The sequence below is a fragment of the Microbacterium oxydans genome, assembly GCF_006540085.1.
Classification (GTDB): Bacteria; Actinomycetota; Actinomycetes; order Actinomycetales; family Microbacteriaceae; genus Microbacterium; species Microbacterium oxydans.
The window spans coordinates 422,589-438,776 of sequence record NZ_BJOG01000004.1; the positions used below are offsets into that span (position 1 = coordinate 422,589).

Consider the following 16,188-nt stretch of genomic DNA (forward strand, 5'->3'; position numbering starts at 1 on the left):
AGGCTTTCGCCGGTGCGCTTCCCGGAGCAGACTGGTTAGGTCCCCCTTGCTAGCCGCAGGGGCTCACTGGCGAGCAAGATGGAGGCGCCTGTCGCTCCCATCCGAATAGAAGGAGACGGATTCGTGTCCACGGTGAACAGCTTCGGTGCCAAGAGCACCCTGACAGTCGGCAGCACCGACTATGAGATCTTCCGCATCGACACGGTGCCCGGTTTCGAGAAACTCCCCTTCAGTCTCAAGGTCCTCCTGGAGAACCTGCTCCGCACCGAGGACGGCGCGAATGTGACGAAGGCGCAGATCGAGGCGCTGGGGTCCTGGGACGCAGCGGCTGAGCCCAACACCGAGATCCAGTTCACGCCGGCGCGCGTGGTCATGCAGGACTTCACCGGTGTCCCGTGCATCGTCGACCTCGCCACCATGCGCGAGGCCGTGACGGCTCTGGGCGGCGACGCCAACAAGATCAATCCGCTCTCGCCGGCCGAGATGGTCATCGACCACTCGGTCATCGCCGACCTGTTCGGCTCCGAGAACGCACTCGAGCGCAACGTCGAGATCGAGTACGAGCGCAACGGTGAGCGCTACCAGTTCCTGCGCTGGGGCCAGACCGCCTTCAGCGACTTCAAGGTCGTCCCGCCCGGGACCGGCATCGTGCACCAGGTGAACATCGAGCACCTCGCGAAGGTCATCTACGACCGCGACGTCGACGGCGTGCTCCGCGCCTACCCCGACACCTGCGTCGGCACCGACTCGCACACCACGATGGTCAACGGTCTGGGCGTGCTCGGCTGGGGCGTCGGTGGCATCGAGGCCGAGGCTGCCATGCTCGGTCAGCCCGTGTCGATGCTCATCCCTCGCGTGGTCGGCTTCAAGCTCTCCGGTGAGATCCCCGCCGGTGTCACGGCGACCGATGTCGTGCTCACGATCACCGACCTGCTGCGCAAGCACGGCGTCGTCGGCAAGTTCGTCGAGTTCTACGGCGAGGGCGTGGCATCCGTGCCGCTGGCCAACCGCGCCACCATCGGCAACATGTCACCGGAGTTCGGTTCCACGGCGGCGATCTTCCCGATCGACGACGTCACCCTCGACTACCTGCGCCTGACCGGCCGCAGCGACGAGGCCGTCGCACTCGTCGAGGCCTACGCCAAGGAGCAGAAGCTCTGGCACGACGCATCGCACGAGCCCACCTTCAGCGAGTACCTCGAGCTCGACCTCGGCACCGTCGTGCCGTCGATCGCCGGCCCGAAGCGCCCGCAGGACCGCATCCTCCTCTCGGAGGCGAAGTCGAAGTTCGAGCAGGACATCCTGGCGTACGCGACCGCATCGACCTCGGACTCGGTCGTCGACCTCGAGTCGAAGCACTCCTTCCCGGCATCTGACCCCGGTTCGGTTCCCGGCGAGGAGGAGCCCACCACGCGTCCGGTGCACATCAACAGCGGCGCGCCGGCCAACGCCTCGAAGCCCGTCCCCGTGACCACACCCGACGGGGAGAAGTACATCCTCGACAACGGCGCCGTCACGCTGGCTGCCATCACGTCGTGCACCAACACGTCGAACCCGTCGGTCATGATCGCCGCCGGTCTCGTCGCACGCAAGGCGCTCGAGAAGGGGCTCAAGCAGAAGCCGTGGGTCAAGACCACGCTCGGCCCCGGCTCCAAGGTCGTCACCGACTACTACGAGAAGTCCGGTCTCGACAAGGACCTCGAGGGTCTCGGCTTCTACACGGTCGGCTACGGCTGCACCATTTGCATCGGAAACTCCGGACCGCTGATCGAAGAGGTCTCCGAGGCCATCAACTCGCACGACCTCGCCGTCACGGCCGTCCTCTCGGGCAACCGCAACTTCGAGGGTCGCATCAGCCCCGACGTGAAGATGAACTACCTCGCCAGCCCGCCGCTGGTCATCGCCTACGCGCTGGCGGGGTCGATGCACTTCGACTTCGACAACGACGCCCTCGGCAAGGGCAGCGACGGCGAAGACGTCTTCCTGAAGGACATCTGGCCGACGCCAGACGAGGTGCAGGAGATCGTCGACTCGTCGATCTCGCGCGACCAGTTCATCAAGCAGTACGCCACGGTGTTCGACGGCGACGAGCGCTGGCGCAACCTGCCGACGCCGGATGACGACACGTTCCAGTGGGACGAGAACTCGACCTACGTCCGCAAGGCACCGTACTTCGACGGCATGACGATGGAGCTCACCCCGGTGAAGGACATCGAAGGTGCTCGCGTGATGGCGACGCTCGGCGACTCGGTGACCACCGACCACATCTCGCCGGCCGGAAACATCAAGCCGGGGACGCCCGCGGCCCAGTACCTGACGGAGCACGGCGTCGACCGCAAGGATTTCAACTCCTTCGGCTCGCGCCGCGGAAACCACGAGGTGATGATCCGCGGAACGTTCGCGAACATCCGTCTCAAGAACCTCATGGTCTCCGCCGTGAACGACGGGCAGGTCGTCGAGGGTGGCTACACCCGCGACTTCACGCAGCCGGGCGGCCCGCAGTCGTACATCTACGACGCGAGCATGAACTACCAGGCGCAGGGCACGCCGCTCGTCATCTTCGGCGGCAAGGAGTACGGTTCCGGTTCGTCGCGTGACTGGGCGGCCAAGGGCACGAGCCTGCTCGGCGTCAAGGCCGTCATCACGGAGAGCTTCGAGCGCATCCACCGGTCGAACCTGATCGGCATGGGAGTCGTGCCGCTGCAGTTCCCCGCCGGCGAGAGCTGGGAGTCGCTGGGCCTCGACGGGACCGAGATCGTCTCGATCTCCGGCCTGGAAGAGCTCAACAACGGCGTCACGCCGAAGACGGTGAAGGTCACGGCCACCCCGAGCGAGCACTCGCCCGAGGGCAAGCAGCCGGTCGAGTTCGACGCGGTCGTGCGCATCGACACCCCCGGTGAGGCTGACTACTACCGCAACGGCGGCATCCTGCAGTACGTGCTGCGTTCGCTCGTCTGATCGCACGCTGGTTGATCGCGTAGCGGAGGGGCTCGTGTCTTCGGACACGGGCCCCTCCGTCGTGTCAAGGGGGCTTCCATCCTCGGAGCTCTCCCGGCCCGGGGCGGTAGGATCAGGACGACGCCCGCACCCGTGTCGGGCGTCTTTGACGAAGCCTGTGAGGAGGCGCAGATGCCCATTCTTCCGAGCATCTCTGGACCCCGCGATCTGGATGCCCTCTCGACCGAGCAGCTGGCGGAACTCGCCGCGGAGATCCGCGAGTTCCTGGTCGAGAACGTGTCCCGTACCGGCGGCCATCTGGGCCCCAACCTCGGCGTCGTCGAGCTGACGATCGCCCTTCATCGCGTGTTCTCGTCTCCGGACGACCCCTTCATCTTCGACACCGGGCATCAGTCCTACGTGCACAAGCTGCTCACGGGCCGCCAGGACTTCTCCGGCCTGCGCGTGCGCGGCGGACTCGCGGGGTACCCGCAGCGCGGGGAGAGCGCCCATGACGTGGTGGAGTCGTCGCACGCCTCCAGCTCGCTCAGCTGGGCCGACGGTATCTCCCGGGCGCTCACGGCGACCGGCCGCGCCGACCGGCATGTGGTCGCGGTGGTCGGCGACGGCGCGCTGACCGGTGGAATGACCTGGGAGGCGTTGAACAACATCTCCGATGACAATGACCGCAACCTGGTCATCGTCGTCAACGACAACGGACGTTCCTACGCGCCGACGATCGGCGGCATGTCGCGCTACCTCAACCGGGTGCGTACGGCAGCGGCCTACAAAGACCTGCATCAGCGCTCCGACCGCCTCTTCCGTGCTTTCGGTCCCGTCGGCCGTGCCGTGTTCCGCGGTGTCCGCGGCGGTACCCACGGGTTCCTCTCGCGGTTCACGAACAACGAGGCGCTGTACTCGAACCTCGACATCAAGTACCTCGGCCCCGTCGACGGGCATGACCTCCCCGCGCTGCTCGAGACGCTGGAGCTGGCGAAGTCGTACGGTGCCCCCGTCATCGTGCACACGATCACCGAGAAGGGCCGCGGCTATCAGCCGGCCCGCGATGACGAGGCCGACCAGTTCCACGCCGTCGGCAAGATCGATCCGACGACCGGGGAGACCCTGTCGTCGGGCGGTCGTGGGTGGACCGACGTCTTCTCCGACGCTCTGGTCTCCGTGGGTGAGCAGCGCAACGATGTGATCGCCATGACTGCTGCGATGCTGCGACCGACGGGCCTCGCGCCGTTCGCCGAGCGCTTCCCCGACCGCGTCTACGACGTGGGAATCGCTGAGCAGCATGCCGTGGCTTCCGCCGCGGGACTGGCCTACGGGGGACTGCACCCCGTCGTCGCCCTGTACGCCACCTTCATGGGGCGTGCCTTCGACCAGGTGCTGATGGACGTGGCGCTGCACCGCGCCGGAGTCACTTTCGTCCTCGATCGCGCCGGTGTGACCGGCCCCGACGGGCCGAGCCATCACGGCATGTGGGACCTCGCCATGCTGCAGATCGTCCCGCACATCCGCATCGCCGCGCCCCGCGACGGCGCCCGACTGACCGAAGCCCTCCGAGAGGCGGTCGACGTCGAGGACGCACCGACGGTCATCCGCTTCCCCAAGGGCGAGGTCGCCGCCGACCTCCCGGCCATCGAGCGGCTCAGCGACGGTGTCGACGTACTCGCCCGCGGCGAGACTGAGGACGTGCTCATCGTCGCCATCGGCCCCTTCGCGGAACTGGCGCTCGATGTCGCCGACCGGCTTCGCGCGCAGGGCATCGGCGCCACCGTCATCGATCCGCGATGGGCCATCCCTGTGCAGCCGTCGATCGTGGAGCTCTCGGCTCACCATCGCCTCGTGATCACCATCGAAGACGGGATCCGCGTGGGAGGAATCGGCACCCGTGTCCGGCAGGTTCTTCGAGAGGCGGGGATCGACACGGCGGTGGACGAGCTGGGTCTTCCCGACGAGTTCATCGATCACGCCTCCCGCGATCAGATCCTCGCCGATGCGGGGCTCACCGCGCCCAAGATCGCGCAGGACATCGTTTCGCAGGTGCTCGGGACCCGCATCCCCAAGGCGCGTCACGCGGGCGAGACCGGGACGATCGACCTTCCGCTGCACGAGAGGCACTGAGACCCGTCCCGGGGGTTTCCCGCTCCAGCAGAGTGCCCCGCACCGGCGGTGGTGCCGGGGGAGATCAGTTCAGGGCGTGCAGTGCCGCGACGGCCTGGGCTCCGCGATCCACCTCTCGGAGTGCGGTCGACAGCAGGTAGCCGTCGGTGAGCGCGTCGCCGGTGACCATCACGCGCACCAGCTCGACGCCGCAGGCGCGGCGAACCTCGTCGGCACTGGCCGCGATGACCCGGGTGTTGATCTCGTCGTTGTGCGGCAGCTCGGCTCCTTCGAGGCTGCGGACCACATCTCGCAGCGCCGCGCCGACGATGTTCGAGGCGCGTTCCTTCACGTTCACCACATCCAACTCGAAGACGCGCAGATCGTGCCCCGTCGGTAGGGGACGCCACTCGAACGAGGCATGCACGCGATGCTGATGACCGCTCGCACCGCTCAGCTCCCGCGCAGGCAGATCCGTCGCGCGGCACCGCACGTCGACGAGTTTGTACCAGTAGAACAGGGGGAACGCCCCGTGTGAGCCCGGGTCCAGCACGACGACTTCGCCCACCGCGCCACCGTGCTGGGACGGACGCCGTTGAGGGCGGTTGCGGATGATGGGTTTGCCGTTGCGGGTTCGGATGGCCGCCCAGCCCTCGTCGACGGTGACGATGAAGAGCTTGAGGAGAGCGGGGAGCACCAGGAGAGTGGTGAGGATGGCCGTTCCGGTCTTCAGCAGGCCCGACATCCCCTTGCCGCCCAGCATCGTGAAGAGCATGTCCATGTCACCACTGTGCAGGTTCGCCGAGTGCCGATGTGTCGTCGGGCGGCCTGCTCGCCGTGATTTCATGCGGTGTTCCCCGCACGTTCCCTGCCCGGCTGTGCGGCGGATACGCGATGGCTCCGGCCGCGCCGTGATCCGGTGTCAGAGAAGCGCGGAGACCGCGCGGGCCACGACGGACTCGACCACTGGACGACAGCGGGCTCTATCCGCGTCGACGAGCCCGATGCGCGTGCGCCGGTCGAGGACATCGTCGACCGTCATCGCCCCCTCCACGCGGACGGCGTACTCGACCTCTGCCGCGGTCAGGGCCGTCGCCTCGTCCAGCAGCTCGTCCGATGAGGGGACGTCACGATCCGCGAGCCGCAATGACGCGGTGCGACTCTGTCGCGACGACGGCAGACTCCGCGTCGTGACGGCGAGATCGACGGCATCCTCGGCCATGCGTCGATAGGTCGTCAGCTTCCCGCCGAGCACCGAGATGAAGCCCGACTCCGATGCCGCCACCAGGTGCCGACGGGAGATGTCGGCTGTCGAGTCGGTTCCGCTGTCGACAAGCGGCCGCAGGCCAGCGAAGGCGCCACGAACCTGATCGCGTCGGACCGCGGTGGCGAGAACGCGGTTGAGGCTGTGGAGGAGGAACTCGATCTCGGTCTCCGTCGGCTGAGCGACCCGCGGGACCGCGCCGGGTGAGTCTTCGTCGGTGAGTCCGACGATCAGTCGTCCGTGTGCCTGTGGCAGAGCGAAGACGTATCGGCTGATCGACCCTTCGTGAGGGACCGTCAGTGCCGTCGACGGAGCGCCGAGGTCGGCGGCGTCGAGCACGATGTGGGTCCCTCGACTCGGTCGCACCGTGATCGACGGATCGAGTGCTCCCGCCCACACTCCCGTCGCGTTGACGACCGCACGTGCACGGATCTCGAAACGCTCGCCCGTCGTCGCCTCCTCGACCGAGGCCCCATCTGCGCGCAGGGAGAGCGCACGGACCCTGGTGAGGATGCGGGCGCCGAGGGCCGCTGCGGTGCGGGCCACCGTCGTGACGAGGCGCGCATCATCGACGAGCTGACCGTCATAGGCCAGCATCCCTCCGCGGAGGCCCCGCTGGTCGAGGGCTGGCATCAACCGCATGGCCGTGCGCGCGGAGACCACGGCAGGGGCGGGGAGGACCCGGCGGGGTGTGTGTGCGCGCATCCGCAGCACATCGCCCAGCCCCATGCCCACGGTGCCTGCGACACGCTGCCGGAGTGTGACAGTCTGCGAGAACGGCAGGAGCTGTCCGAGGGGGTGGATGAGGTGAGGGGCGATCGAGGTCATCAGGAGATGGCGTTCGTGCGCGCTCTCCCGCGCGGTCGCGAAGTCTCCGGTGGCGAGGTAGCGCAGGCCGCCGTGCACGAGCTTCGAGCTGAATCTGCTGGTGCCGAAAGCCAGATCCTCGGCTTCGATCAGCGTCACGGTGAGTCCGCGAGAGGCAGCATCGAGTGCGACTCCCACGCCCGTGATGCCGCCGCCGATCACGAGCACGTCGACCCGCTCCTCGGCTGCGAGCGTGAGCTCCGTCCTCCGTCGCGCGACATTGAGCGCGGATGGCTCCCTGATCATGGGCGCAGCAGTCCGTCCAGCGCGGCCCGCAGTTCGCGCTCCCATGCCGCCTCCGAGATCAGATCGGAGACGGTCCCGTGGGAGAGCACCGCGGACTGCGCGATGAGCAGCAGCATGACGGCCATCTCCTGCGGTGCACCGTCGCGCACCGATCCGTCGAGCTGTGCGGTTCCGATCGCTGCGGACAGCCACCCGAGGATCATGCGCTGGCTCGAACCCACGCGCTGCAGCGTGTATCGCGTGAACGCTTCCGGCTCGTCAGCCAGCAGTCTCGCATACAGGGCGTCGCTCCGGAACAGGCCGATGAAGCGCAGCACATCGTCGACGAGGGCGGGCCTGGTGGCCGCAGTCGCGGGGAAGGCGCTCAGGATGGTGGTCACACGGCGCAGCAGTGCTGCACGGACGACGTCATCGGCGTCGTTCCAGTTGCGGTAGATCGTCGGCCGACTCAGCTCTGCGCGCCGGGCGAGCTCCGCGACGGTCACGCCGTGCACGCCGCGCCTCTCGATCAGCGCATCGGCCGCATCGAGGATCTTCGTCTGCGTGGCATCCCAGAGAGGTTGACGTTCTTCCATGATGTGTCACACTGTAACGCATGGGCCAAGAGAACGGCAGGGTCGATGCGGACTCGCTGATGAGATGGAACGGCTGGGGCGACCCGGCCAAGGCGAAGGGGCTGCCTCTGCCGGTGCGTGCTCTGCTGCCGATGCTGTTGGGGCGCGTCCGCACGCCCGCTCCCGCCGTCGAACTCTCGGAGGTGCAGCTGCGCCCGTCGCGTCTGACAGCGGAAGACCGCGCGGCGTTCGTCCTCGCCGTCGGCCTCGAGAACGTCGACGACACACCGGAGGCCCGCGTCCGTCACGCGGGCGGGCGCTCGACGCCCGACCTGCTTCGCCGACGCGAGGCACGACAGGACGCACCGGACGCCGTCGTCCGCCCCGCCGACCACGACGAGGTCCGTGCGTGTCTCGATGCTGCGGCGGCGCGAGGTGTCGCCGTCATCCCCTTCGGTGGCGGGACGAGCGTCGTCGGCGCACTCGATCCTGAACGGGGCGCGCATCACGCCGTGGTCAGTCTCGATCTGCGGCGGTTGAGCGGCATGGTGCGGCTCGATGAGACCAGTGGTGAGGCCGTGCTCGCGGCCGGCACGACGGGGCCGGAGGCGGAGGCGCTGCTTTCCGCGCGCGGGTTCGAGCTCGGTCATTTTCCGCAGAGCTTCCGCTATGCCACGATCGGCGGATTCGCGGCGGCTCGGTCTTCGGGGCAGAACTCTGCGGGGAACGGGCGCTTCGACACGATGGTGACCGGGATCAGAGTGGCCACCCCGACCGGCGACATCGAGCTCGGGCGGTCGCCGGGCTCTGCCGCAGGGCCCGACCTGATTCGAGTGTTCCTCGGCTCCGAGGGCATCTTCGGCGTGATCACCGAGGTGCGGGTGCGCGTCCACCCGATCCCGCGCGCGAGGGTGTTCGAGGCCTGGTCGTTTCCGGACTTCGCCAGTGGAGCCGAGGGGCTTCGTCGTGTCGCTCAGCTGAGCGGCGGTCCGACCGTCATCCGGCTGTCCGACGAAGCGGAGACGGCTGTCAGCCTCGCCCAGGTCGGGCGGATCGGCAAAGCACTGGCCAAGGGCGCCAGCGTGGTCACGGTGTACGAAGGCGAGGACATCGCGGAACGACGGGCTCATGCCGGTGCTCACCTCGCCGCGGCGGGCGGGACCTCCTCGGGGGAAGGCCCGGCAGAGGACTGGCTCAGGACCCGGTTCGACGGACCTTATCTGCGCGATTCACTTCTCGACGCCGGCGTCTTCTGCGAGACATTGGAGACCGCGACGACGTGGTCGAACCTGCAGGCGCTGCGCTCGACGGTCGAGGCGGCGCTCAAGGAGGGCTTCGCGGACATCGGCGCCAAGTCGTACGTCATGTGCCACGTCTCGCACATCTACCCGACCGGGGCGTCGCTGTACTTCACGGTCCTCGCAGGAGTGCGCACCGACATGCTCCGTTCGTGGGAGCCCGTGAAAGCGCGTGTGAACGATGCGATCATCACCGCAGGGGGAACGATCAGCCATCACCACGCGGTCGGGCGGGACCATGCGCCGTGGCTCGGTCAGGAGATCGGGGAGACCGGGGTCCGCATCCTCGCCGCCATCAAGAGGGAGCTCGATCCGTCGGGCATACTCAACCCCGGCGCCGTGATCCCCGCGGAACGGACGCACTGACGTGTCCGAGCACATCGCCGTGCTCGCGAATCCGTTCGCCGGCAAGGGGCGGGGCGGGCGAGCGGCGGAGGCAGCCGTTCGACTTTTCCGGGAGCGTGGTGCCGAGGTGCGAACGTACGCGGGTGCCTCCGCCGCCGACACCGCCCGGCTCGCCGTCGCCGCGCTGGCCGACGGCCCTCGTCTCCTCGTGGTCGTGGGCGGTGATGGCACGCTGGCCGGCGTGCTCGACACGGTGTGCGCCGCCTCCGTCCCGGTCGTCCTGGTGCCGGCGGGCACGGGGAACGATCTCGCCCGAGCCCTGGGACTCCCACGTGGTGACGCACGGGCCGCCGCCGAGCTCGCCCTCATCGGCATGCCACGAGCGATCGACGTCGGCGTCGTCCGCACCGCGAAGGGCAGTCGGAGATTCCTGACCATCGCGGCGCTGGGCTTCGACGCGAAGGTCAGCGACCGCACCAACAGGCTCCGCTGGCCGCACGGCGCACCTCGCTACTACCTCGCGCTGCTCATCGAGCTCGTGCGACTGCGGCCGATGGAATTCCGCATCGCCGTAGACGAGGAAGCGGCGAGGAGCTCACCGGGCACGCTGATCGCAGCCGGCAGCACGTCCAGCTACGGAGGGGGTATGCCGATCTGCGCCGGAGCCGTCCCCGACGACGGACTCCTCGACATCGTCCATGTCGCGCCATTGGGCCGCATGCGCCTGCTGGGTCTCTTCCCGCTGCTGCTGCGTGGGACGCATCTCGCGCGCGCTGAGGTCGCGCACCGGCGTGCACGGTCCGTGACCGTCTCGGCCCCCGGCCTCGTGGTCTACGCGGACGGCGAGCGCATCGGCGAGGATGAGTGCACCATCTCGGTGCTTCCCGGCGCGCTCACGATGATGGTGCCGAAGGAGAGCGATGACTGAGTTCGACGAGGATGTCGTGGTCGTGGGTTCCGGCTTCGGAGGTTCGGTCGCTGCTCTGCGGCTGGCGGAGAAGGGCTACCGAGTTCGCGTCTACGAGGCGGGTCGCCGCTTCGAGGACGACGACTTCGCGAAGACCAGCTGGGACGTCCGTCGCTATCTCTGGGCGCCGGCGCTCGGCTGCTACGGTGTGCAGCGTATCCACCGATTGCCGCATGTGATGATCCTGGCCGGTGCGGGGGTAGGCGGCGGATCGCTCAACTACGCGAACACGCTGTATCAGCCGGGCGCGGCCTTCTTCACGGACCCGCAGTGGCAGGGCATCGCGGAGTGGGAGCACGAACTCGCGCCGCACTATGCGACGGCCAAGAGGATGCTCGGCGTCGTCGACCAGTACCCGCACACCGGCCCTGTGGAGCGGATCATGGCCGGCGCCGCGGACGATCTCGGCGTCGGCTCGACGTTCCGGCACGCACCGGTCGGGGTCTGGTTCGGGAAGCCGGGGGAGCGCACGCCGGACCCCTTCTTCGGCGGCGAGGGGCCCGATCGAACCGGGTGCACGCTGTGCGGCAACTGCATGGTGGGCTGCCGCGTCGGCGCGAAGAACACGCTCATGAAGAACTACCTGGCTCTGGCGGAGCGCCACGGAGTCGCGATCGAGGCCCTCCGCACGGTGAGCGAGGTGCGTGAGCTCCCCGAAGGAGGATTCGCGGTGACAACGCAGCGCAGCGGGGCCTGGGTCCGCCGCGCGCGGAAGACCGTGACCGCCCGGGAGGTCGTGCTCGCCGCCGGCACCTGGGGCACGCAGCAGCTGCTGCACCGGATGAAGGAGTCCGGGGCTCTGCCGCGGGTCTCGGACGCCGTAGGTCGGCTCACCCGCACCAACTCGGAGGCCCTCGACGGCGCGGTCGCCGTGAGCGTCCCGGACTCGCTGCAGCTCGCCCGCGGCGTCGCGATCACCACGTCGTTCCACGTCGACGACCGCACCCACGTCGAGAACGTCCGCTACGGGCCGGGGTCGAACCTGATGGGTGCACTCGCTACCGTGATCGTCCCCGGCGGACGTCCGATAGGGGTGCGACTGCGCAGTCTGGTCGCCCAGATGCTCCGTTCCCCGGTGCGGCAGTTCCGTCTCGGGAGCCTCCGCCGCTGGAGCGAGCGGGGTATCATCGCGCTGGTCATGCAGACAGCGGACAACTCGCTCACGCTCTCCCTGCGCCGCCGCTTCGGCCGCCTCATCATGACGAGCGCACAGGGACACGGGGAGCCGAACCCGAGCTATCTGCCCCAGGCCCATGCGGCGGCGGCGGCGATCGCCGCGCGGGTCGAGGTGGACAGCGGGGTCCCAGCCGCTGCACGTGGATCCTGGCCTGAGGTGTTCGGCATCCCCCTCACCGCGCACTTCCTCGGCGGTGCCGTCATCTCGGCGTCACGTACGGACGGTGTCATCGACGGGTATCACCGGGTCTGGGGGCACCCCGGCCTGCACGTCGTCGACGGCGCCGCCGTGCCCGCGAATCCCGGGGTGAATCCCTCGCTGACGATCACCGCACTGGCGGAGCGGGCGCTGTCGTACTGGCCTCGTCGCGGCGAAGACGACGCGCGCCCGGTTCAGCCGGCGAGCTGAGCCTCGGCGACAGGGCTCTGTGGTGCAGGGTCTTCGGACAGCGCCCGTGACGCTGTCCAGTACCAGCCGTGGGCGACGCTGACGGCGCTCATCCCCAGCAGGGGAAGTGCGATGTAGGGCTCGGTGATGTTCGTCAACAAGGACCCGAATTCTCCGGTCATGTTCGCGGGCCAGGTCCCGACGACCGCGATGACGACGCCTCCGACCACGAGACCGAGTCCTGCAAAGGCGATGAGGTGTTGCCGCATGCCCGCCGTGGTCCGCAGAAGCCGGCCCAGCACGAAGGCGGCCCCGCTGCCGATGACGGTCGCCAGAGCGGAGGTGGCCACGACGAAGAGGAGCTGGAACCATGCCACCAGGATGAGGATCGAGAAGACGGTCTGCAGGGAGCGCGACATGATGGCGAGGACGACGGTCGTCACCAGGAGGAACAGAGCGTTGAAGGTGATCCAGGTCGCAACGGCGCCGCGCCAGAACTCGCGTCGGCTGAAGGCCATCGGCTGCTCGGTGGTGCGCGGAGACGGGCGAGAGCTCATCGATCCAGGGTAGGGCTTGCCGAGCGCCGGACGACGAAGCGCCTCACCGGATTCGCTGGGAATCCGGTGAGGCGCTTCGGTTATGGCGTCCGGCGATCAGCGGCTTTCGACGCCGCGGATCTGCGGGGTGTGGAAGGAGCCGCCGAAGGCCCGCTCGGATGCACCTTCGCGGTCGAGGTACGGTGAGGCGCCGCCGTCGATGAAAGGCCAACCGGCGCCGAGGATCAGGCACAGATCGATGTCCTCGACCTCAGGGACGACGCCCTCGTCGAGCATGAGCTTGATCTCCTGCGCCAGACCGTCCTGCACGCGCTGGAGGATGGTCGCGGCCGTGGCCGGTGTCTTGCCCACCGCCGGCTTCAGGACCTTCTCCGCCTGCTTGCTCCAGCCGACGACGCGTCCGCCCTTGTCCTTCTCCACGACCGTGTCGAGCTCGGCGAGCGCGTGGAAGTTCTCGTTGGCGTAGAACCGGTCGGGGAACGCATGCACCATCGTGTCCTGCACGTGGGCGGCGACCTTCCAGCCGACCAGGTTGATCAGCTGGAACGGGCCCATCGGGAGGCCGAGGGGTCCGAAGGCCTTCTCGACCTCGGCGATCGGCGTGCCCTCGTAGACGGCACGTGCGGCTTCGCCCATGACCTTCGCGAGCAGCCGGTTCACGACGAAGCCCGGGGCGTCGGCGGTGAGCACCGCGTTCTTCCCCAGGTTCTTCGCGACCACGAAGGCCGTCGACAGCGCGGCGTCGGCGGTCACCGGGGTCTTCACGATCTCGATCAGCGGCATGACCGCGACCGGGTTGAAGAAGTGGAAGCCGACCAGACGCTCCGGGTGCGCGAGCTTCGACCCGATCTCCTCGACCGACAGGGAGGAGGTGTTGGTCGCGAGGATCGCGTCCTCGGCGATGATCTTCTCGATCTCGCCGAACACCTGCTGCTTGACGCCGACCTCCTCGAACACCGCCTCGATGACGAAGTCGCAGTCCGCGTAGAGGCTCTTGTCGGTCGTGCCGGTGACCAGCGCACGCAGCTTGTTCGCGCTGTCGGAGTCGAGACGTCCCTTGGCCTCGAGCTTGCCGATCTCCTCGTGGATGTAGGCGACGCCCTTGTCGACACGTGCCTGATCCAGGTCGGTGATGAGCACAGGCACCTGGAGCTTGCGCACGAACAGCAGTGCGAACTGGCTGGCCATGAGACCGGCACCGATGATGCCGACCTTGGTGACCTTCTTCGCGAGCTGCTTGTCGGGCGCACCGACCGGACGCTTCGCACGCTTCTGCACCAGGTCGAACGCGTACATCGACGCGGCGAACTGGTCCCCGGTCACGAGTTCCGCCAGCGCCTCGTCCTCGCGGGCGAAGCCCTCCGCCTTCGTGCCGCTCTTCGCCTTGTCGAGCAGCTCAAGGGCGGCGTACGGCGACTTCGGCACGGTGCCGATCTTCGACTCCAGCATGCCGCGCGCCATCTTGATCGCGATAGGCCACTTGGTGAGGCGCTCGAGCTTGCCGGGCTCGTTCTTGCGCTCGACCTTCGTGCCGCCGAGTACCGCATCCGCCCAGGAGAGCGAGTTCTCGAGGTAGTTCGCCGCGGGGAAGATCGCGTCGAAGATCCCGAGGTCGAACGCCTGCTGCGGCTTCAGCATGCGGTTCTGCTTGAGCGGGTTCGAGATGACCACCTCGAGCGCGTTCTCGATGCCGATGAGGTTCGGCAGCAGGTAGGCGCCACCCCAGCCGGGGATGATGCCGAGGAAGACCTCGGGAAGCGCCACTGCCGCCGCCGAGGCGTCGACCGTGCGGTATGTGGAGTTCAGAGCGATCTCCAGTCCGCCGCCGAGCGCGAGTCCGTTCACGAACGCGAAGGACGGCACGCCGAGGTCGCCGAGCTTGCCGAGCACCTTGTGGCCCAGCTGCGCGATGAGGCGTGCGTTGTCCCGGGACCCGACCTTGCTGATGTCCGAGAGATCGGCGCCGGCCGCCATGATGTACTGCTTGCCGGTGATGCCGACCGCCTGGATCTCGCCGGCCGCTGCCCTGGCCTTGAGGCCGTCGAGGGTCTCACCCAGCTGTGTGAGCGTCGCGGGTCCGAGCGTGTTCGGGCGGGTGTGATCGCGACCGTTGTCGAGCGTGATCAGTGCCAGCACCTTGCCGGAGGCGAGACGGATGTCGCGCACCGGTGACTGTGTGATGACCTCGCCCTCGGTGAGCGTCTGGATGGGGGAGAAGTCGATGTCGTCGTAGTCGGTCACGTTCGCGCTCACTTCTTCTTCTTGCCGTCGTAGTGCGGGTTCTCCCAGATGACCGAACCGCCCTGGCCGAGACCCACGCACATGGCGGTGAGGCCGTAGCGGACATCGGGACGCTCGGCGAACTGCGCCGCGAGCTGGATCATGAGGCGCACACCGGACGCGGCGAGCGGGTGCCCGAGGGCGATGGCGCCGCCCCACTGGTTGACACGCGGATCGTCGTCGGCGATCCCGAAGTGGTCGAGCAGGGAGATCACCTGGATGGCGAAGGCCTCGTTGAGCTCGAAGAGACCGATGTCGTCGATCGTGAGACCGGCTTTCTTGAGGGCTTTCTCGGTCGACGGGATCGGGCCGATGCCCATGATCTCGGGCTGGACCCCGGCGAACGCGAACGAGACCATCCGCATCTTCGGCGCCAGTCCGAACTCCTTGACCGCACCACCACCGGCGAGCAGCGACATCGTCGCGCCGTCGGTGAGAGGGGAGGAGGTGCCTGCGGTGACGCGTCCGTGCGGGCGGAACGGCGTCTTCAGCGCGGCGAGGTCTTCCATGGTGGTCTGCGGGCGTCGACCTTCGTCCTCGGTGGCGAGGCCCCAGGCGCCGTCGGCACCCTTGATCGCGACGGACACGAGGTCGGGCTGGATCTTGCCCGCGTCGTATGCCGCCTGCACCTTGTGCTGGCTCAACATGCCGAAGCGGTCGGAGCGCTCTTTGGTGAGGTGCGGGAAGCGGTCGAAGATGCGCTCAGCCGTGACGCCCATGTTGAGCGCGCCGGGGTCGACCATCTTCTCTGCCACGAACCGCGGGTTCGGGTCGGCGTTCCCGCCGATCGGGTGGTGCCCCATGTGCTCGACGCCGCCGGCGAGGGCGAAGTCGTACATGCCGACACCGATCGATGCGCCCATCGTGGTGACGCTGGTCATCGCGCCGGCGCACATGCGCTCGACCGCGAGGCCGGGCACCGTCTGCGGAAGGCCCGCGAGGATCGCCACCGAGCGCCCGAGCGTCAGCCCCTGGTCGCCGGTCTGGCTCGTCGCCGCGATGGCGACGTCATCGATGCGGTCGGCCGGGACGGAGGCGTTGCGCTCCATCAAGCCGATGGTCGCCTTGACGGCGAGGTCATCCGCGCGGGTGTTCCAGTACATGCCCTTTTCGCCGGCGCGCCCGAAAGGGGTGCGTACTCCATCGACGAAGAAGACGTCCGAGATCTCGGCCACTCTGCCTCCAAGTTAGTGCGTG

General features: G+C 68.2%; 11 protein-coding genes. 5 read left to right on the plus strand and 6 right to left on the minus strand.

The features are described 5' to 3' along the window. Positions 1-123: 123 nt before the first annotated feature. Both MOX01_RS09990 and dxs read left to right on the plus strand, forming a co-directional pair. Positions 124-2,958, plus strand: a complete 2,835-nt coding sequence (locus MOX01_RS09990) for an aconitate hydratase (RefSeq protein WP_061015149.1) — start codon at positions 124-126, stop codon at positions 2,956-2,958. Between the two features lie 171 nt (positions 2,959-3,129). Next, a complete protein-coding gene (gene dxs / locus MOX01_RS09995; protein ID WP_046747209.1) occupies positions 3,130-5,070 on the plus strand; it encodes a 1-deoxy-D-xylulose-5-phosphate synthase in 1,941 nt (646 codons plus the stop codon). Positions 5,071-5,134: 64 nt separating this feature from the next. On the opposite strand, the gene MOX01_RS10000 is transcribed toward dxs, so the two are convergent. The 3 genes from MOX01_RS10000 to MOX01_RS10010 form a co-directional block, all read right to left on the minus strand. Next, complete coding sequence (locus MOX01_RS10000) at positions 5,135-5,830, minus strand: SPFH domain-containing protein (RefSeq protein WP_113681267.1); 696 nt, start codon at positions 5,828-5,830, stop codon at positions 5,135-5,137. Positions 5,831-5,971: 141 nt separating this feature from the next. Beyond that, entirely contained in the window at positions 5,972-7,426 is a 1,455-nt protein-coding gene (locus tag MOX01_RS10005; protein ID WP_141369479.1) for a glycerol-3-phosphate dehydrogenase/oxidase, read from the minus strand. After that, entirely contained in the window at positions 7,423-8,001 is a 579-nt protein-coding gene (locus MOX01_RS10010) for a TetR/AcrR family transcriptional regulator (protein ID WP_052748652.1), read from the minus strand. The genes MOX01_RS10005 and MOX01_RS10010 overlap by 4 nt, the downstream gene beginning before the upstream one ends. A 20-nt stretch (positions 8,002-8,021) precedes the next feature. Between MOX01_RS10010 and MOX01_RS10015 the strand changes: the two genes are divergently transcribed. From MOX01_RS10015 to MOX01_RS10025, 3 genes are read left to right on the plus strand one after another with little or no spacing between them, the layout of a single operon-like run. Further along, entirely contained in the window at positions 8,022-9,644 is a 1,623-nt protein-coding gene (locus MOX01_RS10015) for an FAD-binding oxidoreductase (protein WP_230977895.1), read from the plus strand. A gap of 1 nt (position 9,645) precedes the next feature. Continuing rightward, entirely contained in the window at positions 9,646-10,551 is a 906-nt protein-coding gene (locus tag MOX01_RS10020) for a YegS/Rv2252/BmrU family lipid kinase (RefSeq protein ID WP_141369481.1), read from the plus strand. After that, positions 10,544-12,175, plus strand: a complete 1,632-nt coding sequence (locus MOX01_RS10025) for a GMC family oxidoreductase (RefSeq protein WP_058631755.1) — start codon at positions 10,544-10,546, stop codon at positions 12,173-12,175. The genes MOX01_RS10020 and MOX01_RS10025 overlap by 8 nt, the downstream gene beginning before the upstream one ends. Here the strand turns inward: MOX01_RS10025 and MOX01_RS10030 are convergent. From MOX01_RS10030 to MOX01_RS10040, 3 genes are all read right to left on the minus strand, one after another. Continuing rightward, positions 12,160-12,711 carry a hypothetical protein gene (locus tag MOX01_RS10030; protein WP_141369483.1) on the minus strand — a complete coding sequence of 184 codons (552 nt, stop codon included), beginning with the start codon at positions 12,709-12,711 and terminating at the stop codon, positions 12,160-12,162. The two genes, MOX01_RS10025 and MOX01_RS10030, sit on opposite strands and share 16 nt — an antisense overlap. Positions 12,712-12,807: 96 nt before the next feature. Further along, a complete protein-coding gene (locus tag MOX01_RS10035) occupies positions 12,808-14,952 on the minus strand; it encodes a 3-hydroxyacyl-CoA dehydrogenase NAD-binding domain-containing protein (RefSeq protein ID WP_141369679.1) in 2,145 nt (714 codons plus the stop codon). 8 nt (positions 14,953-14,960) lie between these two features. Beyond that, complete coding sequence (locus tag MOX01_RS10040) at positions 14,961-16,166, minus strand: thiolase family protein (protein ID WP_046747202.1); 1,206 nt, start codon at positions 16,164-16,166, stop codon at positions 14,961-14,963. Positions 16,167-16,188: the final 22 nt, after the last annotated feature.